The sequence below is a fragment of the Bradyrhizobium erythrophlei genome (assembly GCF_042430365.1).
Lineage (GTDB): Bacteria > Pseudomonadota > Alphaproteobacteria > Rhizobiales > Xanthobacteraceae > Bradyrhizobium > Bradyrhizobium erythrophlei.
Window position 1 is genome coordinate 14105 of sequence record NZ_JBHMET010000235.1, and the last position, 20812, is coordinate 34916.

General features: G+C 65.9%; 20 protein-coding genes. 10 read left to right on the forward strand and 10 right to left on the reverse strand.

All coding sequences use genetic code 11. The features are described from left to right. Positions 1 to 274: 274 nt before the first annotated feature. The 3 genes from ACFFWD_RS36045 to ACFFWD_RS36055 all read right to left on the reverse strand — a co-directional run bounded on the left by ACFFWD_RS36045 (position 275) and on the right by ACFFWD_RS36055 (position 2558). Positions 275 to 571, reverse strand: coding sequence for a hypothetical protein (locus ACFFWD_RS36045; RefSeq protein WP_376973763.1), 297 nt, complete (start codon positions 569 to 571; stop codon positions 275 to 277). 538 nt (positions 572 to 1109) lie between these two features. Then, the gene (locus ACFFWD_RS36050; protein ID WP_376973765.1) at positions 1110 to 1883 is read right to left on the reverse strand and encodes a DUF2182 domain-containing protein; all 774 of its coding nucleotides are present in this window, start codon (positions 1881 to 1883) and stop codon (positions 1110 to 1112) included. 45 nt (positions 1884 to 1928) lie between these two features. Continuing rightward, entirely contained in the window at positions 1929 to 2558 is a 630-nt protein-coding gene (locus tag ACFFWD_RS36055; protein WP_376973767.1) for a DUF1326 domain-containing protein, read from the reverse strand. A 270-nt stretch (positions 2559 to 2828) separates the two neighbouring features. Here ACFFWD_RS36055 and ACFFWD_RS36060 point away from each other — a divergent pair, with 270 nt between their 5' ends. Then, on the forward strand, positions 2829 to 3296 hold the full coding sequence (locus ACFFWD_RS36060; RefSeq protein WP_376973769.1) for a hypothetical protein: 468 nt from the start codon (positions 2829 to 2831) through the stop codon (positions 3294 to 3296). A 135-nt stretch (positions 3297 to 3431) separates the two neighbouring features. Then, positions 3432 to 4700 (forward strand): MFS transporter, encoded by a 1269-nt coding sequence (locus ACFFWD_RS36065; protein WP_376973892.1) that lies wholly within the window; start codon positions 3432 to 3434, stop codon positions 4698 to 4700. 22 nt (positions 4701 to 4722) lie between these two features. On the opposite strand, the gene ACFFWD_RS36070 is transcribed toward ACFFWD_RS36065, so the two are convergent. The 5 genes from ACFFWD_RS36070 to ACFFWD_RS36090 all read right to left on the reverse strand — a co-directional run bounded on the left by ACFFWD_RS36070 (position 4723) and on the right by ACFFWD_RS36090 (position 9812). Further along, positions 4723 to 6315 carry a S8 family serine peptidase gene (locus ACFFWD_RS36070; protein WP_376973771.1) on the reverse strand — a complete coding sequence of 531 codons (1593 nt, stop codon included), beginning with the start codon at positions 6313 to 6315 and terminating at the stop codon, positions 4723 to 4725. Between the two features lie 77 nt (positions 6316 to 6392). Then, positions 6393 to 6806 (reverse strand): hypothetical protein, encoded by a 414-nt coding sequence (locus ACFFWD_RS36075; RefSeq protein WP_376973773.1) that lies wholly within the window; start codon positions 6804 to 6806, stop codon positions 6393 to 6395. Between the two features lie 158 nt (positions 6807 to 6964). Continuing rightward, the gene (locus ACFFWD_RS36080; RefSeq protein WP_376973775.1) at positions 6965 to 7366 is read right to left on the reverse strand and encodes a DUF4864 domain-containing protein; all 402 of its coding nucleotides are present in this window, start codon (positions 7364 to 7366) and stop codon (positions 6965 to 6967) included. Positions 7367 to 7657: 291 nt separating this feature from the next. Continuing rightward, complete coding sequence (locus ACFFWD_RS36085; protein WP_376973777.1) at positions 7658 to 9199, reverse strand: lysozyme inhibitor LprI family protein; 1542 nt, start codon at positions 9197 to 9199, stop codon at positions 7658 to 7660. Between the two features lie 64 nt (positions 9200 to 9263). Next, a complete protein-coding gene (locus ACFFWD_RS36090) occupies positions 9264 to 9812 on the reverse strand; it encodes a cupin domain-containing protein (RefSeq protein ID WP_376973779.1) in 549 nt (182 codons plus the stop codon). Between the two features lie 232 nt (positions 9813 to 10044). On the opposite strand from ACFFWD_RS36090, the gene aptA reads away from it, so the two are divergent. Both aptA and ACFFWD_RS36100 read left to right on the forward strand, forming a co-directional pair. After that, on the forward strand, positions 10045 to 11385 hold the full coding sequence (gene aptA / locus ACFFWD_RS36095) for an omega-aminotransferase AptA (RefSeq protein WP_376973781.1): 1341 nt from the start codon (positions 10045 to 10047) through the stop codon (positions 11383 to 11385). A gap of 106 nt (positions 11386 to 11491) precedes the next feature. Then, positions 11492 to 12757, forward strand: coding sequence for a D-amino acid dehydrogenase (locus ACFFWD_RS36100; RefSeq protein WP_376973783.1), 1266 nt, complete (start codon positions 11492 to 11494; stop codon positions 12755 to 12757). Positions 12758 to 12931: 174 nt separating this feature from the next. On the opposite strand, the gene ACFFWD_RS36105 is transcribed toward ACFFWD_RS36100, so the two are convergent. Next, on the reverse strand, positions 12932 to 13582 hold the full coding sequence (locus tag ACFFWD_RS36105) for a TetR/AcrR family transcriptional regulator (RefSeq protein ID WP_376973785.1): 651 nt from the start codon (positions 13580 to 13582) through the stop codon (positions 12932 to 12934). Positions 13583 to 13733: 151 nt separating this feature from the next. Between ACFFWD_RS36105 and ACFFWD_RS36110 the strand changes: the two genes are divergently transcribed. From ACFFWD_RS36110 to ACFFWD_RS36120, 3 genes are read left to right on the forward strand one after another with little or no spacing between them, the layout of a single operon-like run. Further along, complete coding sequence (locus ACFFWD_RS36110; RefSeq protein ID WP_376973787.1) at positions 13734 to 14231, forward strand: (2Fe-2S)-binding protein; 498 nt, start codon at positions 13734 to 13736, stop codon at positions 14229 to 14231. Then, entirely contained in the window at positions 14228 to 15274 is a 1047-nt protein-coding gene (locus ACFFWD_RS36115; protein ID WP_376973789.1) for an FAD binding domain-containing protein, read from the forward strand. Before ACFFWD_RS36110 ends, ACFFWD_RS36115 begins: the two co-directional genes overlap by 4 nt. A gap of 3 nt (positions 15275 to 15277) precedes the next feature. Then, a complete protein-coding gene (locus ACFFWD_RS36120; RefSeq protein WP_376973791.1) occupies positions 15278 to 17548 on the forward strand; it encodes a xanthine dehydrogenase family protein molybdopterin-binding subunit in 2271 nt (756 codons plus the stop codon). 136 nt (positions 17549 to 17684) lie between these two features. On the opposite strand, the gene ACFFWD_RS36125 is transcribed toward ACFFWD_RS36120, so the two are convergent. Further along, positions 17685 to 18341 (reverse strand): cupin domain-containing protein, encoded by a 657-nt coding sequence (locus ACFFWD_RS36125; RefSeq protein ID WP_376973793.1) that lies wholly within the window; start codon positions 18339 to 18341, stop codon positions 17685 to 17687. Between the two features lie 183 nt (positions 18342 to 18524). Here ACFFWD_RS36125 and ACFFWD_RS36130 point away from each other — a divergent pair, with 183 nt between their 5' ends. The 3 genes from ACFFWD_RS36130 (at position 18525) to ACFFWD_RS36140 (ending at position 20805) form a co-directional block, all read left to right on the forward strand. Then, positions 18525 to 19292 (forward strand): ABC transporter substrate-binding protein, encoded by a 768-nt coding sequence (locus ACFFWD_RS36130; RefSeq protein WP_376973795.1) that lies wholly within the window; start codon positions 18525 to 18527, stop codon positions 19290 to 19292. A gap of 131 nt (positions 19293 to 19423) precedes the next feature. After that, positions 19424 to 20077: an amino acid ABC transporter permease gene (locus ACFFWD_RS36135; RefSeq protein WP_376973797.1), complete on the forward strand. Its 654-nt coding sequence runs from the start codon at positions 19424 to 19426 to the stop codon at positions 20075 to 20077. After that, complete coding sequence (locus tag ACFFWD_RS36140) at positions 20074 to 20805, forward strand: amino acid ABC transporter ATP-binding protein (protein ID WP_376973799.1); 732 nt, start codon at positions 20074 to 20076, stop codon at positions 20803 to 20805. Before ACFFWD_RS36135 ends, ACFFWD_RS36140 begins: the two co-directional genes overlap by 4 nt. Positions 20806 to 20812: the final 7 nt, after the last annotated feature.

Consider the following 20812-nt stretch of genomic DNA (forward strand, 5'->3'; position numbering starts at 1 on the left):
CTGCGCGGCGGCCGAAGGGCCGCCGTTCCGAAAGTGAGGCACCGCACTGGCGTTCACGGGGAGCTCCCTCCCGTTAGGCGCGATCGACGACACTCGACTTCACTGGGCAATTTTTGCCCGGTGTATGGTTAGCAAAGGGTTAATGGGAGCCTTCTGAGGAGCTTTGACCGGATCATTCCAGGGGGAAGGGGCTTCGCAGGCGTGGGCAAGCGCTCCCCCCGCCTGAGCCGGGCAGGTTGGCGTGGGGCCGCCTCGTGCCGGCTTGCGTAGGGAGCTATCTCAGGGCACCGAACACGACCCCGGATGCTGCAGCGACGCACAGCATGATGACGCTCGCGCGCCACAGGAACTGCCGACGCGCAGCCCGCCGGTCGTGGAAGGCGAGCCAGTCGCGAACAAATCCCGCCGGGATGTCGAACACCACCGCTGGCTCTGCGCCATGATGGGTTTCGTGCTCGCAATACATTGTCCTGACCGTCGGCACGCCGAGGCGCTCGAGCTCGCGATGCCACTGCCAGGCATGCTCGCCATTGGTCCATCGATTTTCAAAGGGGATCACGTGTGATTCCATGACGAGCCTCCGGCCCACCTCGAACCTCACGCGACAAGCCTAGCCTATTTTGCGGGCCGGCGCGAGATTGGCGCCGTCCGGGCACGTGCCCCTGCGGCGCGGTGGCGGCGCGGCCGGGCGCCATGGAGCCCCGGCGGTCCGGCGCCGGGTCCACTCATCAGCGGGGTCCAGGCCGGTTACTCGGCGGCCGCTGTCCATTGGCGCCAATGCGTCGGTTGAACGTGGACGTGGTCATTTGAACCACTGACCCAGTCGGCGCCGTCCTTGTGACAAGGGAACATCAGCGCGTGGACCATTCCATCATAGTCCAGGACACAGACCTCGAGATCCCGGTCTGACGGCGCAATTGAAACGGGTAGCCATTCCGCGGACGACATATGCATGATGTACCTCCGATGAAATGCTGCGATCCCTTGATGTGATCCTTCACTATCGCACCAATGGCGAATGGCAAGTGTGAACCAGCTCGCACTGCTTCAATCTTCCTCGACAGGATGATCACCGTCGAGCGATTGATATTCCTGGACGTCACCTTTTCTCAAGTCGCATGCACGAGCACGATCAGCCCCGCCACAATCAGTGCGGCGCCGGCGGCGTAGCTGAGGCGGCGGCCGAAGGGGAGAAGTTTCTCGCAGCCGACATAGAGGGCGATGCCGACGATCCAGAACAGGTTCATGACGCCGCCGACGAACAATAGCGCCATCAGGAACCAGCAACAGCCGAGGCAATAAAGGCCGTGGCGCAGCCCCATGCGCAGCGCACCGGCTGCGCCCGGACGCCAGTACCGGCTCAGGAACAGCACCGGGCTCTGGCAGTAGCGGAGGCAGGCGCGCTTCAACGGCGTGAACTGGTAGAGCCCGGCCAGCAGCAGGACGCCGCCGCCCAGCACGGCGCTGCTAGCAGCCATCGCCATCGACAACAGGCCCGCGCGGTCGAGCTGCCATTGCGCCAGCGTCGCAGCGAGGCTGAAGCCCGTCCAGATCAGGAGATAGCCGCACAGGAAAATCCAGGCCTCAGCGAGGGGCGAGGCGGTCGCCGCTTGCTTGCGCTTCAGCGCCGCGAACAGCAGCAGCATCGGCGCCGCGCTCGACACCATCATGGCGATCATCATCGTCAACCACATGGCGAACACCAGCGCGGCGTAGGATGGCGTCCACGGCATCGGATCCATCGGCATGTCGGCCATGCTCATGTCCATGCCGGCGCCGGCGAGCAGATAGGCCCAGGCCAGCGCCATCACCGCGGCGATGCCGCCTGTAAAGATCAGGCGGTCATGCCGCAGGAGCTGTTCGAGCGCCGACGTCTCGCTCATGGTGGGATCCCAGCAGCCGAACAACCGGACTGCGCTCGCTATAGGCTAGGCCGCGACACCTGCCGGCGTCTGCACGACGTTGGCGAGCGAGCCGTGCGAGCCATTGGTCTCGAACTTGATCGCCCCGGTCGAGCGGATGTTGGCTGAACCCACTTCGGCCTCCCTGTACTCGAATCCCTCGGGCATCAGCACCTCAATGCGATGCGGCGCGCCGGTCACAGGATTCTTGATCGGTTCGACCTCCGTCTCCAGCACGCCCTTGGCGACGAGCTTAGCGACCCGCCCGTTCTTGTCGAAGGAAAACTCGAAGGGCACGAACGCCGGATCGTGGATCTTGGTGACGATCAGGGTGAGGATATGGAATAGCGTGCCCTCGGCCGAGTGCTTGCCCGAGAGAATCTGGAACAGGGCCTCGCGTTGTTCCGCCGTGGCGCGCTCGTCGATGATCGGCTGTATCTGCCCATTGCCCTCATGCAACGGGCCGGGAAAATTGACCGTCGCTATGAAAACGAGGCCGTCGAGCCGGGTGCTCTCGAAATGTCCCTTGGTGATCCGCATGCCGAGCATGCCCTTGCAGAAGCCCAGGGTTGGAGGGGCGTTGAAATCGCAGGGGCAGCCAAACGCACAATTGCAGTTCTTGATCCATTCGCCTTCGAGACGCCAATCAGAAGCCATTGCAACCTCCATAATGACCGTCGGTGAACGATGCGGACGCTAGAGAATTCCTTCTGCATCAAAAAATCCGGATCAATCCGGGCAAGTCGTGATCATATCAGCCCCCGGCCGTGCGGTACAGGACACGCCGCGGCCGCGTTGCCCGAACTTTCTGGCCGGAGCGGCGCCCTGGGACGTCCATCCGGAATGGACGACGGACGAGAATTGAACGTCCGAGGCCCTATATTCGACGAAACGCCTAGCAGGACGTTTCGCCTCGGGAGGGATTGAATGATGCACCAGGCAGATCGTGCGGAGGCAACGACCGGCAAATCCTGGCTGGCCGGTTTCGGAATTGTCGCGGCCGTCACCCTGTCCTTCGCGACGGCCGCTGCCGCGAAGCCGCCGGGCCAGGACGCCGCGATGATGCGCATGCTGGCATGCGACGGCGAAGGCGTCAGGATGGAAATCTATCTGCCGCTGTCAGTTGCGTCCCCGCCTCACGGCCTGCGCGCGGGCCAGACGGTGATCGGCTACTACGCGCTCGATCTGACCGAGGCTAACAAGGGCAAGCCGCTTGAGCCGGTGCGCGTCACGATGAGCGCGGACGAAAAGACCGTGATCGTCGACCAATACACCAGGGGATTGCCGCCGACACGCATTCCGGTCGGCGGCGGTACCGTCGATTTCGACCAGCGCTTCGCGAAACGGGCCAAATGTGGTCCGTTCCAGTCGCAGGATCCGAACTTCGGCAATTGATGCGACGTCGGCCGCGCGCAAATCCGGCGCGGGTGCGTGCCGTTTCAAGGGGCGGCGTCCCCTTGCTCTTGCATGCCTAATCTCTCGGCAACGCGGCTTGACCCGGAGGCAAATGCCGACGAAGTTGCCGCCGCCGTGGAAATTCCTTCTCAATTCTCTCCCGTTTCAGCTGCGTTCATTCCCGACTCGCGTCGGGCGTGGCTGCGGCTTGTCGTCGCCGTGATCATCGGCTCGCTCGGCAGCGTCGGCATGTGGTCGGTGGTGGTCGCGCTGCCGGTGGTGCAGGGCGACTTCGGCGCGACGCGCGGCACCGCCTCGCTCGCTTTCACCATGGTGATGCTCGGCTTTGGCCTCGGCCAGGTGGTGACCGGCAAGATCAGCGACCGCCACGGCATCGTCGCGGCGATCGGGGTCGGGATCGGCATCCTCGGCCTCAGCTATGTCGGTGCGGGTTACGCGCCGTCGGTCTGGGCGTTCATCCTGCTGCACTTCGCGATCGGCCTGTCGTCGGCGGCGACCTTCGGGCCGTTGATGGCGGAGGCGTCGCACTGGTTCGACCGCTATCGCGGGCTCGCCGTCGCGATCGCGGCGAGCGGCAACTATATCGGCGGCACGATCTGGCCGCCGCTGGTCAATTTCGGCATTCAGACCATCGGCTGGCGGGCCAGCCATATCGCGATCGGCATCTTCACTGCGATCGCGATGGCGCTCGCGCTTGTCGTGCTGCGCCGTTTTATGGGAGCCGCCACCCGGCGCAGCCACGCCGGCGCGCCGCCGCCGCAGGTCGATCTGCGGCTGTCGACCAATGCGCTGACGGTGATCCTGTCGCTGGCGGCAATCGCCTGCTGCGTCGCGATGTCGATGCCGCAGGTCCACATCGTCGCCTATTGCGGCGATCTCGGCTATGGCGTGGCGCGCGGCGCGGAGATGCTGTCCCTGATGCTCGGCTTCGGCATCATCAGCCGGATCGGCTCGGGCTTCCTTGCCGACAAGATCGGCGGCATCCGCACGCTCCTGATCGGCTCGGTGGCGCAGGGCGCCGCGCTGTTGTTCTATCTGTTCTTCGACAGCCTGACCTCGCTCTACATCATCTCGGCGATGTTCGGCCTGTTCCAGGGCGGCATCGTGCCGAGCTACGCCATCATCGTGCGCGAGGCGATGCCGGCCAAGGAGGCCGCCACTCGCATCGGCATCGTGATCTTCGCGTCGGTGTTCGGCATGTCGTTCGGCGGCTGGATCTCCGGCGTGATCTTCGATGCCACCGGCTCCTATGCCGCGGCGTTCGCCAACGGCCTCGCCTGGAACCTGTTCAACGTCACCATCATGCTGCTGCTCCTGTTGCGCGCGCGGCAGCATCAGGGCAGCTTCGGTCGCGCTTCAACCGCCCAGCCCGAAACAACCTGAGTTCGCGCGCAGCGCGGCCCGTTCAGAGCTGCTGCCACGCCGCGAAGGCGTCGATCAATCCGGCGCCGGCCGCGCCGGTGTCGCTGGTCGAGGCCGGCTCGCCGACATTGTCGTCGCTCGAGGCGGGATTGGCAGCGCCCCTGATAACGCTGCGCGCGGTGCGGCGCAGGATCGCCTTCGCATCCGACGGTGACAGGCCCGGGTTCTTCTCGACCAGCAGCGCGCAGACGCCGGCAAGCTGTGGCGCCGCCGCCGACGTGCCCGAGAACACGCCCCAGCCGTCGTCGGGCGCGGTGCCGTCGCCCTGGCCGTCGTCGGGCTCGGCCTGCTCACGGTCGATCTGGCAGCCCGGAGGGACCGGCAGCTCGATATAGCTCGCATGCGGCAGCATGCCGACCAGGCCACAGAAATCCGGCACCGAACGTCCCGCATAGATCTTGCTTTGGAACGCGCTCGCATAGTCGGACGCCTGCGTGGCGTTGGTCTCGTCGACGAACACGCCGCCGGCGGAGATCACGTTCGGCATCATGCCGGGGAAGGAGAAGTGGCCGTTGCCGGACGAGAACACCACGATGACGCCGCGCGAGATCGCAGCCTGGATCTCCGCTTCCAGCGCCGCCATGTTGTTCGGCAACTCGCTCATCTGCGTGCCGTCGGGATTGCGCAGATCGAAGCCCATGCTGAGCGAGATGATCTGCGGATCATGCAGCAGCGCCTGCTGGAATCCCTCCAGCATGCTGGCGCCGGAGCGCGGGTCGCTGTCATTGTCGACCTTGATGCCGATGAAGGTGATGCCGGGCGCGACCGCGAGCAGATTGGCTGACTCGCCGGTGCCGTGGCCGTTGACGTCGGTGGCGTCGTTGGTAGCGTGCGGCGCAAGATCGACCGAGGACTTGTAGCCCTTGCTCGCGAAATAGGGATGGCTGTGGGCGAAGCCGGTGTCGACCATCGCGACGCGGACGCCCTTTCCGGTGGTGCCGGCCTTGTGCACCTTGTCGACGTTCAGAAGCCCGGTGACGCCGTCGGGCACGTTGAGATGGAAATAGTTCACCGCCGGCGGCTTCAGCGAGGGCAGCCGCGCGGCGGCGCCGGCCATCGTGCCGGCGCGTCGCGCGCTTCCGCGCGGGTGTGCTGCTTTTTTCGCGCGGCCGGTGTATGCGACCTTCGCCCTGCGTCCCATGTAGATGTGCGGCCATTGGATATAGGCGTCGTCGATCATGTGGCCGAGCTCCGGCGGCATCGACCACGGCGCGCCCTCTGCTGGGTAATAGAGTGACGGGAAGGCGTAGGCGACCTTCGGGTCGAGCCGCACCTCCGACAGGCGCGTGCCGAAGGTCTGTTCGAACAGCGCGCGGGTGCAGCGCACCGACGCGGTGTATTGGCCGCGCCGCGTCGGGCGGAAGCCGTACCGGCTGAGATGATACAGCGCCTGGTCGACGACCATCGGATCGGGCTTGAACTCGGTGACGGTGGATAGCGACAGCGGCGGCGCGAATTTCGTCGGGCCCTCGCGGCCGCCGGCGCGCCTGAACGTCACGGCGATGCGCAGTTCATCGGAGGGGGAGGCGAATTTCGCGTCGCGTGACGACGCGCTGGCACGTTTGTATGCATACATGGCTGAATTCCTTTCCACGACGGGACAAACGACTTCCAAAAATCAATTCGCGAAATACGACGAAGCGAAAACGCCGCTCAGTAATAGGAATGCCCCGGCGCCACCGAGATGCTCTCGACCCATTCGGCAAACGGCGCAGGCACTTTCAGCTCAGGCGACACATGCCCGCTCGCGCGGCCGAACTCGGTGTTGCCGGGCGGCTGCGGCGCGGTCGGCGCAGCCTTGACCCCGAACATCTCCTCAAACTTCTCCTGCGTGATCGCAGCCGACACCGTCGCCACGCCAGACGTCGTCGGCGTCAGGCCGTTTGCGCGCAGGATGTCCAAAACCTTTGCTATTCCTCCCGGCGTCCGCCATTCGCGGCGAAGCAGGATTTGCAGCGTGACCGATGTGTTGGACGTTGATGTGTCGGACGTTGGAACCTCCTTGAGGCGCCAGAGCGCCTGTCCGGATTTGCGGTGATCACGCGAGCAGGTCAGCGACACTGTCACGTGTCAACGTTCCCGCGTGTCAACGCATCCATGGTAACGCGTTTCAATCGCGCCGTGCGACGATGTTCGGTCTAACGATAATGTCGGAACAACCTGTGAGCGAATCACAATTTGTTATTGCGCATGTGGCAATCGGCCATAGGCAGATGTGAACCAGGTCATACCGCCTGGCCGGCCTTGAGCAGTGAGCAACCCGTGATCTTGAAGCTGCCGTCCGCCTGACGCTCGAGCGTGTACAGTGCCTCCCACGCCTCGCCATTGGCGTCGATAATGTGGACGCGCTGTGCGATAAAGCCGCCGTCGCTGCGCGCCTCGCCGAACTCGAAGCTCTTGTGGCGATAGACCGGTGCGTAGCTGTTCTGCACCATCAGCATGAAGATGTCCGCGCGCGGAAATATCTCCCGGATCGCCGGCGCAGCATGCGAATACGCCGCGGCCGCGTCGTCGTGGCTGAACGCCTGCTCCTGCGCGCGGATCACGCCTTGCGCGACGGCGACGTCGTCGGCGGAGGCAGGCGCGGCGGTGAAGAGCAGGGCGGCAAGCAGGAGGAGGATGCGCATGAGGATGCTCCGGGGCGGATAGCCGTGCTTACGCGTCACATCCTATCGCGGTTTCGCGCGAAATGGATTTCCGGCGCTTCCGAATTTGATCTGGCGCAAGGCGCCCTCCGGCCGGGGGGCTAGCCTTGCGCCATCAACTTGGGGAGGACCGTCATGACCATTGACACCATTCTCGTCATCATCGCCGTGACCATGATGTTCGGTACGATCGCAGCCGTCATTGCCTGGGGCGACCGGCAGACGGGTAACCTCTGAGGGAGCGCAACAATCGGCGGCTTTCGGCGCGATCGGCTACCTGATCGAGCCCTTGAAGTTGTTGATGTCAGCCGACGGACGGGCAGGAAACAGCCGTGCTGTCGATGAGATGTCGAGCCGGCGCCTGCATTTCTCCTCGTCGGCGTTCTTGTTCTCGGTGCCGTCCTTGTTCGCGTAGCGCTTCTTCGCGAACACATCGTCCTGGCGGTTGACGATCAGCATGGCGTGGTCGCGCTCCAGTGTGTCGGGGTTCTTGCGCTGCTCAGCGGAACGGAATGTGCCGCCCACGACCTTGCCCGTCATGTCGTAGTCGCAGCCTGCCTTCCAGTCGCCTTGATCCCACTTCCAGCCCTCGGCCTTCAGCGTGCCGTCGCCGTCGATCGTGATCCTGATGATCGCGTTGTGGGCGAGCCAGTCGCCGGCGAGGCCCTCGCGCTTGTCGTCAAAGCCCTCGAGCAGCGCGATGCGCTCGCGCTGCAAGGAGTCGACATGGTAGCGGGCGTCGGTCGTGTAGTGCGTCTCCGACGTCTGCTTGTCCCAGGCTGGATGCAGGAATTCCGGGAATTGCTGGGTCTGGCTGCGGACCCAGCCGCGCTGGTCCTCCGCCAGCGCGCGCCGCGTAGCCTCGTCGAGCCGCGGCAGCAGCGCCTTCCAGGCGCGGTTGAGCCTGTTGTCGTTGTCGGCGAGATCAGGGTCGGCGCAGATTTCCTCGTCGGTTGCCGTCGCCGGCCGCGCACAGTCGAAGGTCGGCGCCACGAACGCGGTGTCGGCGGTGTCGGCGGCGTCCGGTTTGCCGGTGGCAAAATAGCTGCCGGTGATCTGCCACATATACTCGCAGTCGGTGAGGCCGTCCCAGCCCTCGTCGCCGTCGAAGGCGACAATGCGCAGCGTCTCGCCCTGACGACGCAGCTTGAGCGTTGGCGGTTTTGCCGGCTCGACCTTGGCGTCCGCTTTCGCCTTGTCGTCGGCCTTGTCCTGGTCGGCCAGCACGGGGCCGGCGAGCCAGCTCGTCGCCGTCGGCTGCACGCGCGCGTTGAACTTGCAGCTCCGGTGCTTGTCGCTGCCATAGTCCGCGCGGATGTCCGCCGCGAGGCGATAGGCGCCGCCTTCGGCCGGCGTCACGGCGATTGTGCCGAACGCGTTGGCCCAGCGTCCAGCAATGCCCGGACGGCCGAAGCCGCCGGCGATGCCGTCCAGCGCCGCGACGCGACGGCGCAGCGTCTCGGCAAAGGCCTGGCGGATCTCGGCTTCGTCGACGTTGCGGACGGTATCGGCGGCCTCCAGGATCATCTCGTTGAACCAGGCCTGGTCGCGCTTCAGGAGCGGCTTGATATTGGCCGGCGTCCTGGCAAGGGCTAGGTCGAACGCCTTGTCGATCTGCGTCACCATTTTGTCGTAGCCGGCTGTCCTGCAATCGGCGGACTTGATCCGGTCGTCGTTCGCTTCGCCGCACAGCTTGATCGCGGTGGGGGCGCTGCTCGCGGCGCGCAAATAGTCGTCCATCGCAAATGATGCGACCGGGGTCAGGGCGGAAACAGCAATGGCGAATGCCGCAAGGCGAGGGAGGGCGGGCATCATTGTCGACCTTCGGGCTGCGACGTGCTGCCCTCGCGGCTTAGGTCGCCTGCGGCGCGGAACCGGTTCAAAACGTCGGCGGCGTGCAGGCTGAAATCACCTCGCAGGGCTTTGCGCCGATGCAGCGGAAGCGGTGGGGACGGCGGCTTTCGAAATAATAGGCATCGCCAGCGTTCAGCACCCGCCGCTCGTCGTCGACCGTGACCTCGAGCCGGCCGGAAACCACGATGCCGCCTTCCTCGCCCTCGTGCACGAGCGGCACGCGGCCGGTATCGCTGCCGGGCTCGTAGCGTTCTTTCAGGATTTGCAGGCTGCGGCCGAACAGATTGTCGCCGACCTGGCGGTAGGAGATCGGCGACTTGCCGATCTCGGTCAGCTCCTCGGCGCGGTAGAACGCCTTGCGCGGCCGCTCCGGCTCGATGGCGAAGAATTCGGCGAGCCCCATCGGGATGCCGTCGAGGATGCGTTTCAGCGCGCCGACCGACGGGTTCATCTGGTTGGATTCGATCAGCGAGATCGTCGAATTGGTGACGCCGGAGCGCTTGGCCAATTCGCGTTGCGACAGCTTGTGGCGCGCGCGGATGAATCGCAGCCGTCCACCGATATCGACGCTCATGCCAAATCCCTGTTGCAGGTGTTGCGGATCGAACAAATCTTCGCAGACCGCCTCAATCAGATCAATGGGTTGCGGTGCGGCAGAAAAGGACTTGTTGAGTGACCCGAAGCGTGGTCCGACTATGGTGTTTTCGAGCGAAGTGCAGCCGGTTCGCGTCAAGAAAACGCAAAACAAGGCCAGAGCCCGGTTCTGATGCAACCGGAGCCGATAGACCCTCTCGGCAAAATCAGCAATGGAGCGCCCCGTGACCGTTCATCAGATTCCGAACACCATCAAGACCGATTCGTTCTGGATGCCGTTCACGGCCAACCGGCAGTTCAAGAAGACGCCGCGGCTGTTCTCCTCCGCCAAGGGCATGTACTACACCTCCGTCGACGGCCGCCAGGTGATCGACGGCTCCGCCGGCCTCTGGTGCGTCAATGCCGGCCACAGCCGCCCGCAGATCGCCGCCGCCGTGGAGAAGCAGCTGTCGACGCTGGACTTCGCGCCCTCGTTCAATATGGGCCATCCGCTCTCGTTCGATTTCGCCGAGCGGCTCGCCGAGATCGCCCCGAAGGGCCTCGACCGCATCTTCTTCACCAATTCCGGCTCCGAGTCGGTCGACACCGCGCTGAAGATCGCGCTCGCCTATCACCGCGCCACCGGTCAGCCGACCCGCACCCGCCTGATCGGCCGTGAGCGCGGCTATCACGGCGTCGGCTTCGGCGGCATGTCGGTCGGCGGCATGGTGGCCAACCGCCGCGCGTTCGCCACCCATCTGCCGGGCGTCGACCACATCCGTCACACCCATGATCTCGCCCGCAACGCTTTCGCCAAGGACCAGCCGGACCATGGCGCCGAGCTCGCTGACGACGTCGAGCGGTTGGTGGCGCTGCATGGCGCCGACACCATCGCCGCCGTGATTGTCGAGCCGGTGCCCGGCTCGACCGCGGTGCTGCCGCCGCCGAAGGGTTACCTACAGCGGCTGCGCGAGCTCTGCACCAAGCACGGCATCCTCTTGATCTTCGACGAGGTCATCACCGGCTTCGGTCGCCTCGGCACGCCGTTCGCCGCGGATTTCTTCGGCGTCACGCCCGACATGATGACGACCGCCAAGGGCATCACCAACGGCTGCGTGCCCTGCGGTGCGGTGTTCGCGAGCCGCCAGATCCACGACGGACTGATGACCGGCCCCGAGGGTACGATCGAGCTGTTTCACGGTTACACCTATTCGGCGCATCCGGTCGCCTGTGCCGCCGGCCTTGCCACCCTCGACATCTACAAGGCCGAGGGCCTGCTGACGCGTGGTGCGACGCTCGCCGACTACTGGCGCGATGCCCTGCATTCGCTGAAGGGCCTGCCGAATGTCATCGACATCCGCAATGTCGGCCTGATGGGTGCGGTCGAAGTCGCGCCGCGCAGCGATGGTGTCGGTGCACGCGGCTACGACATCATGGTCGACTGCTTCAACAATGGCCTTTACCTGCGCATGAGCGGCGATTCCTTCGCGATGTCGCCGCCTTTGATCGTCGAGAAGAAGCACATCGACGACATGGTCTCAATCCTCGGCGACGCCATCAAGCGCGTGGCCTGATAATTGCTAGCTCGATAGCCGCTAGCTCATGGTTGCTGTCGCCGTTGCGAAAGCAGATGTTTTCGCAGCGGCGACAGGCGTTTGCCGCTGCAGGATGTGAGGAACAGTGAAGGTCCTGGTTCTCGGCAGCGGCGTCGTCGGCGTCACGTCTGCCTATTATCTCGCGCGCGCCGGTCACGAGGTTACGGTCATCGACCGTCAGCCCAAGCCCGCGCTCGAAACCTCCTTTGCCAATGCCGGTGAGGTGTCGCCCGGCTATTCCTCGCCCTGGGCCGGCCCCGGCGTACCGGTGAAGGCGGTCAAGTGGCTGCTGATGAAGCACGGCCCGCTGGTGATCCGCCCTAAGGTGGATCCGGTGATGTGGCTTTGGCTCCTGAAGATGCTGCGCAACTGCACCACCGCGCGCTACGCGGTGAACAAGAGCCGGATGATCCCGATCGCGGAATACAGCCGCGATTGCCTGCGCGCGCTGCGCAGCGAGATCGGCATCCGCTACGACGAGCGCGAGCGCGGCACGCTGCAGCTGTTTCGCCATCAGGCGCAGCTCGACGGCACCGGCGACGACATCGCCGTGCTCAAGGAGTATGGCGTTCCCTTCGAGGTGCTCAGCCGCGAGGGCTGCATCGCCGCCGAGCCGGCGCTGGCTGGCGTGAAGGAGAAATTCGCCGGCGGGCTTCGCCTGCCGCAGGACGAGACCGGCGACTGCCACATGTTCACGCAGGCGCTGGCGCTCGAGGCCGAAAAGATCGGCGTGCGCTTCCGGTTCAATGTCGGCATCGACGGGCTGAACACGGATGCGACCCGCGTCACCGGCGTTGCCACCAGTCAGGGCCTGATGCAGGCCGACGCCTATGTGCTTGCGCTCGGCAGCTACTCGCCGCGTCTGGTGCGTCCGCTCGGCATCTCGCTGCCGGTCTATCCGGTGAAGGGTTATTCGATCACGGTGCCGATCAAGGATGCGGCCGGCGCACCGGAATCGACCGTGATGGACGAGAGCTACAAGGTCGCGATCACGCGGCTGGGCGATCGCATCCGCGTCGGCGGCACCGCGGAGATCTCGGGCTATTCGACCAAGCTCTACGGCGCGCGGCGCGCGACGCTCGATCATTCGCTGACCGACCTGTTCCCGCGCGGCGGCGACCTTTCCAAGGCGACGTTCTGGTGCGGCCTGCGCCCGATGACGCCCGATGGCCCGCCGGTGATCGGCGCGACGCGCTACGCGAACCTGCACCTCAACACCGGCCACGGCACGCTCGGCTGGACCATGGCCTGCGGCTCGGGCCGGGTGCTGGCGGATATGCTCTCGGGCAAGAAGCCGGAGATCGACACCAAGGAGCTGTCGATCAGGCGGTACGACCACCGGTTCGGGTAGGTCTCAAGTCATCGCCGTCATTGCGAGGAACTCGCGACAAAATTGCAAAGCAATTTTGCGCTGAAGCGACGAAGCAATCCATGCTTCGGCTAGCTGAGAGGTGGATTGCTTCGCGGAGCCTGTCATCGGGCGCGCATCCGCGCGACCGTTGGCTCGCAATGACGTCGCTTGCAGCTAGCGCGGCTGCTTCCGGCCAGCTTTCTTCCCGGCTGGTTTCGGCTTTGCCGTTGACGCCGCCTCACCCGCCGGCCGCACCCGCAGCCCATCGACGAACACGTCCAACAGCCGCAGCGCGGTCGCCTGCCAGCCGGGCTGGTCGTGCATGTAGCACATGCCGATCAGCGCGCGCAGCACGTCCTCGGCGCTGATGTCGCTGCGGATCTCGCCGGCTGCGACCGCCCGCGCCAGCAGCGCGCCGACCGCCTTGGTCAGGCGGTCGAATGAGTACGCATGCAGTTCGGTGGAGCCGTGCGCGACCAGCGCGAGCGCAGCGACCATGCCCTTCTTGGTCGCGACGAACTCGACATTGGCGCGCAGCCAGCGCCGTAGCGCCGCGACTGGTTCGGGGGCGTTGCCCAACTGCTCGGCAAGCTCGCCGAGTTGCTCGACCTCGCGGCGATAGACTGCTTCATACAGCGCCTCGCGCGTCGGGAAGTGGCGATAGAGCGTGCCGATGCCGACGCCGGCCTGGCGTGCCACGGCCTCGAGAGACGCCTCGCTGCCGCCGGCCGAGAACACGGCCTTCGCCGCCTCCAGCACGCGCTCGCGGTTACGCACGGCATCAGCGCGGGGCTTGCGAGCAATTTCTGTTGATTGACCGGCCATTTCTTTTTCTGCGCACCTCCCTTGTTAAACGGAGGATGCCTCCGTATATGGCGACCAGCATCCGACCTGCCAAGGCGCGCCGATCCTCGTTCGGCGGCCACGGGATCGTGTTGCCCTGCTTCAACCGACCATACACGGATCGGAGCCCTGCATGAATCTCTCCATCAGCTTGACCATCAATGGCGTGCGCCGGGATGTCGCGCTCGACGACCCTCGGGTGACGCTGCTCGACCTCCTGCGCGAGCGCCTCGACCTGACCGGCACCAAGAAGGGATGTGACCGCGGCCAGTGCGGCGCGTGCACCATCCTCGTCGACGGCCGCCGGATCAATTCCTGCCTCGCGCTCGCCGTCAGCCATGACGGTGCCGACATCACCACTATCGAAGGCATCGCGCGCGGCGATCAGCTGCACCCGGTGCAGGCCGCCTTCATCGCGCATGACGGCTTCCAGTGCGGCTTCTGCACGCCGGGCCAGATCATCAGCGCGATCGGGCTGATCGAGGAGGGGCAGGCAGGTCGCGATCCCGAGCGGGTGCGCGAATGCATGAGCGGCAATCTCTGCCGCTGCGGCGCCTATGCCGGGATCACCGAGGCGGTGCTCGAGGCACAGGCCAATCTCGACGTAGCAAACCGGAGGCGCTCCGCATGATGAACTTCGATTATGTCAGGCCGGCCAACGTTGCTGAGGCGATCGCGGCGGCAAGCGAACAGGGGGCGGCGTATCTTGCCTCCGGCACCAATCTGCTCGACCTGATGAAGGGCGGCGTCAGCCGGCCGAGCCGCCTCGTCGACGTCACGCGCCTGCCGGGGCTCGACCGCATCGAGCATCTCTCCGATGGTAGCTTGCGCATCGGCGCGCTGGTGCGAAATGCCGATCTCGCGCATGACGCCGCCTTTGCACGCAGTTATCCGGCGGTTGCCGAAGCGCTGCTGTCAGGCGCATCCGCGCAGCTCCGCAACGCGGCGACCGTCGGCGGCAATCTGTTGCAGCGGACGCGTTGCGCGTATTTCTACGACGTCGCCAGCGCCTGCAACAAGCGCTGGCCCGGCGCCGGCTGCGACGCCCGTCAGGGCGAGAACCGCCTGCATGCGGTGCTCGGCTGGAGCGAGGGCTGCATCGCGACCCATCCGTCCGATTTCGCCGTGCCGCTGGTTGCGCTCGATGCCGTCGTCGAGATCGAGGGCAGGCGCGGGCGCCGCGAGCTGCCGCTCGCCGCGTTGAATCGCCTGCCCGGCGATACGCCGGAGCGCGAGACCGCGCTCGAGCCGGGCGATCTGATCGTCGCGCTGCGCCTGCCGGCTGCGGCCAAAGGGTTTGCCGCGCATGCGCGTTACATCAAGGTGCGCGAGCGCACCTCCTACGCCTTCGCGGTGGTTTCCGCTGCGGCAGCCTTGCGGATCGAGCAGGGCACGATCCGCGAGGCGCGGCTTGCGCTGGGTGGTGTCGCGGCCAAGCCGTGGCGCGCGCATGCGGCCGAGCAGGTGCTCGCGGGCAGCACGCCTGACGTTGCCGTCTATCGCGAGGCGGCACGCGCAGCGCTCGCCGACGCCAGGCCGTCCGGCGACAACGCGTTCAAGATCGAGCTCGCGCAGCGCATCCTCGCCCGTGCGCTGACCTTGGCCACCAGCGGCACGCCGGACCGCATTGCCGCGCTGCCGGGCTCTCCCTTCTCATCCGTATCAGGAGCGTAACGCATGACGCCCGAGATCCATCTGACCCGCGATCCTGCCCACCTCAGGCACGGCTCCAACATCGGCCAGCCGCTGACACGCCGCGACGGCATCCTGAAAGTGACCGGCAAGGCGCGCTATGCCGCGGACAATCATCCGCCCGGCATGCTCTACGCCGTGATCGCAACGAGCACTATCGCGCGCGGCCGCGTCGCCTCGCTCGACGTCGCCGCCGCCAAGCGCCATCCCGGCGTGATCGACGTCATGACGCCGGCGCACAAGCCGCCGCTTGCGGAAGACCCCGACGCCAAGGGCAATCCGTTCGCCTTCCGCATGGAGGTGCTGCAAAGCGACGAGGTGCGCTATGCCAATCAGGCGATCGCGGTTGTCATCGCCGAGACGCTGGAGGCCGCAACCGAGGGCGCGGCGCTGTTGTCGCCGCGATACGAGGTCGCGCCTGCGCGCGTCGGCCTCGACGCCGGCGACAGCTACACCCCGCCGGTGGTCGGGCTCGCCAACCCGGCCGAAGTTTCCCATGGCGATGTCGATGCGGGACTTGCGTCGGCCGCGACGCGCATCGAGGCGACCTACCAGACCCCGGCGCAATATCACAACGCGATGGAGCCGCACGCGATTGTCGCGGTGTGGGATGGCGACCGGCTGCTGATCGACACGCCGAGCCAGGCGATGGCGATGGCGCAGCTCCGCATCGGCGGGCTGTTCGGCATTCCGCCGGGCAATATCCACGTCAACAGTCCGTTCCTCGGCGGCGGCTTCGGCTCCAAGGGATTCATCACCGGACCGCAGGTGCTCGGCATCATGGCCGCGAAGCTCGTCGCCCGCCCGGTCAAGCTCGTGCTGCGCCGTGATCAGATGTATGGCCCGGTCGGCCACCGCTCGCCGACGCGGCAACGGCTCGCGATCGGCGCCGACGGCGAGGGCGTGCTGACCGTGATCGATCATCACGCCAGGGTCGCGACGTCGAGCTTCGACGATTTCTACGAGCCCGCCGCCGATGCGTCGCATACGCTTTATGCGAGCCCGGCGATCCGGACCGCGCATGAGGCGGTGCGCGCCGACACCGGCACGCCGCTGTTCATGCGTGCGCCGGGCGAGGCCACCGGATCGATTGCGCTGGAAAGCGCGATCGATGAGGCGGCGGTCGCCTGCGGCATCGATCCGCTGGCATTCCGCTTGAAGAACTATGCCGAGGTCGAGCCGACCACCGGCAAGCCGTTTTCGTCGAAGGCGCTGCGCGAGTGTTACGCCCGGGGCGCCGAACGCTTCGGCTGGGCGCGACGGCCGCTCGCACCAAAGCAGATGCGCGATGAGAACGGCTTCCTGGTCGGCTGGGGCATGGGCACCGCGACATTCCCCGCGCTGATGTTCCAGGGCAACGCCCGCGCGGTGATCCGCGCCGACGGCATCGGCGTGATGGAGAGCGGCGCGCACGACATGGGGCAGGGCGCGTGGACCGCGTTCGCGCAAATCTCGGCCGACGCGCTCGGCCTCGCGCTCGCGCAGGTCGCGTTCAGGGCCGGCAGCTCCGATCTGCCGGATGCCGGCATCGCCGGCGGCTCGGCGCACACCGCGACGGCGGGTGTTGCGATCCACAATGCCGGCGCGTCCGTGATCGCCAAGCTCGCCGCGCTTGCGACCTCGGACCAGCGTTCACCGCTGTTCGGCGCCGGCAATGCCGGCGTGATCGCGCGGGCCGGGCGGCTGTTCCGCCGCGACGACGATGCGCGCAGCGAGAGCTATGCCGAGATCCTGACGCGCGCCGGCCTCGCCGAAATCGAAGGCAGCGGCAGCGGCGCGGCCGATCCGGCGGCGCAGTCGCATTATGCGATGCATGCGCATGGTGCTGTCTTCGCCGAGGTGAAGGTCGATCCCGATCTCGGCCAGATCCGGGTGACGCGGATGGTCGGTGCGTTTGCCGCCGGCCGCATCATCAACCCGCTGATGGTGCAGAGCCAGCTGTTCGGCGGCATGATCTGGGGCCTCTCCTTCGCGCTGCACGAGGAGGCGGTGACGGACCATCGCTCGGGGCGGATCCTGAACGCCAATCTCGGCGAGTACCACGTGCCTGTGAACGCCGACGTGCCGCCGATGGACGTGATCACGGTCGACGAGCACGATCCGCATGTGAACGCGCTCGGCATCAAGGGCGTCGGCGAGATCGGGATCACCGGCAGCGCGGGAGCGGTGGCCAATGCCGTGTGGCACGCCACCGGCATCCGCGTCCGCCGCTTCCCGATCCGGATCGACGATCTTGTGATGGGGTCGGAGACTTAACGCATGACGGCGGGGTAGGGCGAATCGCGGCAGCGGTCTCGTCATTGCGAGCGGAGCGAAGCAATCCATAGTGCCGCACATTGGATAGATGGATTGCTTCGTCGCTTCGCTCCTCGCAATGACGGTGAATCTGCGGCTAGCTCGTTCCGGTCACGCAATTCACCCACAGCACCACCGTCTTCGCGTCACTGGCCGGATTGGAGAACCGGTGCGGCCGCCGGCTGGCGAAGCGGAAGCTGTCGCCCTGCTTCAGCGTCCAGGTCTCAGCGTCGACCGTCAGCGTCATTGCGCCCTCGAGCACGAGGCCGGCTTCCTCGCCGTCATGGGTGTAGAGCTCGTCGCCGGTGCTGCCGCCGGGTTCAAGATGCACCAGGAACAGATTGAGACGGTTGTCGGAACCGGGTGGGCTCAGCAATTGCTTCGAGATGCCGGTGCGCCACAGCTTCAGCTCGGCGCGCTGCACTTCGCGCGTCACGACGCCACCAGAGGCGCCATCCTCGCGCGGCGTCGCGCCGAACAGCGCGGCGATGCCGACGCCGAGCACGTCGGCGAGCGTCGCCAGCACGCGCAGCGATGGCGAGGACAGGCCGCGCTCGATCTGGCTGATGAAGCCGATCGAGAGGTCGGTGCGGGATGCGACCGTCTCCAGCGACATCTCCTTGGTGCGACGCAGATCGCGGATGCGCCGGCCGACCGCGAGGTCGACCGCCGGCTCGGCCGGCTTCTTCGCCGCACGCCGCGCCTTGGCGGGCTTGGTCGCTGCCGCGGGCTTGGCTGCCGCCGGTTTGCGCATTCTCTTGCCGCCGCTCACGTCACACCGCATCCTTCATGTGCATGAAAACTGCTTGCATTGCGCACGGTTTCGTGTCCACAATTTCATATTGGTGAAAATAGGCCGGAACGGCGTCGCCCGCAACCTTTGAGCTCGAAAGGGCCGGACGACGCGGCCCCGGTGTCAGCCCCGGGAGGTAAATCGATGTCGTTTCAGCGTCTCGTCCAGGCCGCGGTCGCGGCCCTCGCTATTGCCGCAAGCTGGCCCGCATCGGCGCAACAGGTGCTGAAGGTCGGCTCGACGCCGACAGGCATTCCCTTCACCTTCCTCGACACCAAGACCAACTCGATCCAGGGCATCATGGTCGACCTCATCACAGAGATCGGCAAGGATGCGGGCTTTGCCGTGCAGATCGAGCCGATGCAGTTCTCGACGCTGATCCCGTCGCTCACCGCAAACAAGATCGACATCATCTCCGCGGCGATGTTCGTCACGCCGGCGCGCAAGGAGGTGATCGATTTCTCCGAGCCGTTCTATACCTATGGCGAGGGCCTTCTGGTGCCGAAGAGCGACACCAAGGGCTACGTCAAGCTCGACGAGCTGAAGGGCGAGGTGGTCGGCGCCCAGGTCGGCACCGCCTTTGTCGACGCGCTGAAGAAGACCGGCCTGTTCTCGGAGGTGAAGGCCTATGACACCATCGCCGACATCCTGCGCGACGTGAACTCGGGGCGGCTCAAGGCCGGCTTCGGCGACTACCCGATCTTCGCCTATTACCTGAAGCAGGGCGGCTTTGCCGAGGCGCGCATCGTCGAGAGCTACAGGCCGACGATCATGGGCTCGGTCGGCATCGGCGTGCGCAAGAGCGACGGTGAATTGCTGGCCAAGATCAATACGTCGCTGGCGAAGCTGAAGGCCAACGGCACCGTCGGCAAGATCCTGGAGAAATACGGCCTGAAGGCGCAGGGGGCGTAGGGCGGGATGATCGCTGCGTCGAAGCAGCCTGTCGGCGGTCTTGCTTCACCTCCCCCGCAGGCGGGAGAGGGGGCGCAGTGTGCTCGCGGGCGCTATTCGACCCCATCCCGTCACACCATAGAGCGCCGTTGATGCAAAACTTCCTGCACGATACGGCCGAGTTCCTGCCGATCCTGATGCATGGCGTGGCGCTGACGATCATTGTCACGCTGGGATCGCTGTTGCTCTCGACGCTGCTCGGCCTGGTCTGGGCCTTGATGCGGGTGTCCGGCATCGGCGCCCTCGCGGGCCTCAGCGCCACGCTGATCAATCTGATCCGCGGCATCCCGATCATCGTGCTGCTGTTCTATCTCTACTTCGTGATGCCAGATCTCGGCATCACGCTATCGGCGCTGCAGGCCGCGATCCTCGGGCTTGGCATCGCCTACTCGGCCTATCAGGCGGAGAACTTCCGAGCCGGCATCGAGGCGATCGACAAGGGGCAGATCGAGGCGGCGCAGTCGATCGGCATGAGCTGGTGGCAGACCATGCGCCGCGTGGTGCTGCCGCAGGCGGTCCGGATCGTGCTGCCGCCCTACGGCAACGTCATGATCATGATGCTGAAGGATTCCTCGCAGGCCTCCACCATCACGGTCGCCGAGCTCGCTTTGCAGGGCAAGCTGATCGCCTCGTCGACCTTCAAGAATGCCAGCGTCTTCACGCTGGTGGCGCTGATGTACCTCACCATGAGCATCCCGCTGATCCTTCTGGTGCGTCACTTCGAGAAGCGGGCGGGGCGGCGATGATTGAACTGTCAGACGTCCACAAGAGCTTTGGCAAGGTCGAGGTACTCAAGGGCATCACGGCCGCGGTCGAGAAGGGCGAAGTGGTCTGCATTATCGGCCCGTCGGGCTCGGGCAAATCGACCATCCTCCGCTGCATCAACGGGCTCGAGAGCTACGACCGCGGCGATATCCGCGTCGAGGGCGCGCGCGTCAACCGCGATGACGGCTCGATCGTCGGAATCCGCACTCAGGTGTCGATGGTGTTCCAGCGCTTCAACCTGTTCCCGCATCGCACTGCGCTCGAGAACGTCATCGAGGGCCCGGTGATCGTCAAGCGCGAGCCGCGGGCCGAGGCGCTCGAGCGCGGCCGCGCGCTGCTCGCGCAGGTCGGGCTCGCCGAAAAGGCCGAGGTGCATCCGCCGCAACTCTCCGGCGGCCAGCAGCAGCGCGTCGCGATCGCGCGTGCGCTGGCGATGCAGCCGAAGGCGATCCTGTTCGACGAGCCGACCTCGGCGCTCGATCCCGAGCTGGTCGGCGAGGTACTGTCCGTGATGCGCAAGCTCGCCGACGACGGCATGACCATGGTGGTCGTCACCCACGAGATGGGCTTTGCCCGCGACGTCGCCGACCGCGTGCTGTTCATCGACGGCGGCATCATCGTCGAGCAGGGCGCGGCGAAATCCGTCCTCAACCAGCCGCAGCACGCCCGCACGCAAGACTTTCTGCGGCGCGTTCTGCATCCGCTTTGATCCGGTT

Excerpts from the sequence above, each read along its gene's own strand:
- ACFFWD_RS36110 (WP_376973787.1), top strand. The coding sequence starts at position 13,734 with ATGAATCTCTCCATCAGCTTGACCATCAATGGCGTGCGCCGGGATGTC.
- ACFFWD_RS36130 (WP_376973795.1), top strand. The coding sequence starts at position 18,525 with ATGTCGTTTCAGCGTCTCGTCCAGGCCGCGGTCGCGGCCCTCGCTATT.
- ACFFWD_RS36085 (WP_376973777.1), bottom strand. The coding sequence starts at position 9,199 with ATGATGCCCGCCCTCCCTCGCCTTGCGGCATTCGCCATTGCTGTTTCC.
- ACFFWD_RS36060 (WP_376973769.1), top strand. The coding sequence starts at position 2,829 with ATGATGCACCAGGCAGATCGTGCGGAGGCAACGACCGGCAAATCCTGG.
- ACFFWD_RS36080 (WP_376973775.1), bottom strand. The coding sequence starts at position 7,366 with ATGCGCATCCTCCTCCTGCTTGCCGCCCTGCTCTTCACCGCCGCGCCT.
- ACFFWD_RS36120 (WP_376973791.1), top strand. The coding sequence starts at position 15,278 with ATGACGCCCGAGATCCATCTGACCCGCGATCCTGCCCACCTCAGGCAC.
- ACFFWD_RS36140 (WP_376973799.1), top strand. The coding sequence starts at position 20,074 with ATGATTGAACTGTCAGACGTCCACAAGAGCTTTGGCAAGGTCGAGGTA.
- ACFFWD_RS36135 (WP_376973797.1), top strand. The coding sequence starts at position 19,424 with ATGCAAAACTTCCTGCACGATACGGCCGAGTTCCTGCCGATCCTGATG.
- aptA (WP_376973781.1), top strand. The coding sequence starts at position 10,045 with ATGGAGCGCCCCGTGACCGTTCATCAGATTCCGAACACCATCAAGACC.
- ACFFWD_RS36105 (WP_376973785.1), bottom strand. The coding sequence starts at position 13,582 with ATGGCCGGTCAATCAACAGAAATTGCTCGCAAGCCCCGCGCTGATGCC.
- ACFFWD_RS36055 (WP_376973767.1), bottom strand. The coding sequence starts at position 2,558 with ATGGCTTCTGATTGGCGTCTCGAAGGCGAATGGATCAAGAACTGCAAT.
- ACFFWD_RS36125 (WP_376973793.1), bottom strand. The coding sequence starts at position 18,341 with ATGCGCAAACCGGCGGCAGCCAAGCCCGCGGCAGCGACCAAGCCCGCC.
- ACFFWD_RS36090 (WP_376973779.1), bottom strand. The coding sequence starts at position 9,812 with ATGAGCGTCGATATCGGTGGACGGCTGCGATTCATCCGCGCGCGCCAC.
- ACFFWD_RS36050 (WP_376973765.1), bottom strand. The coding sequence starts at position 1,883 with ATGAGCGAGACGTCGGCGCTCGAACAGCTCCTGCGGCATGACCGCCTG.
- ACFFWD_RS36070 (WP_376973771.1), bottom strand. The coding sequence starts at position 6,315 with ATGTATGCATACAAACGTGCCAGCGCGTCGTCACGCGACGCGAAATTC.
- ACFFWD_RS36115 (WP_376973789.1), top strand. The coding sequence starts at position 14,228 with ATGATGAACTTCGATTATGTCAGGCCGGCCAACGTTGCTGAGGCGATC.
- ACFFWD_RS36045 (WP_376973763.1), bottom strand. The coding sequence starts at position 571 with ATGGAATCACACGTGATCCCCTTTGAAAATCGATGGACCAATGGCGAG.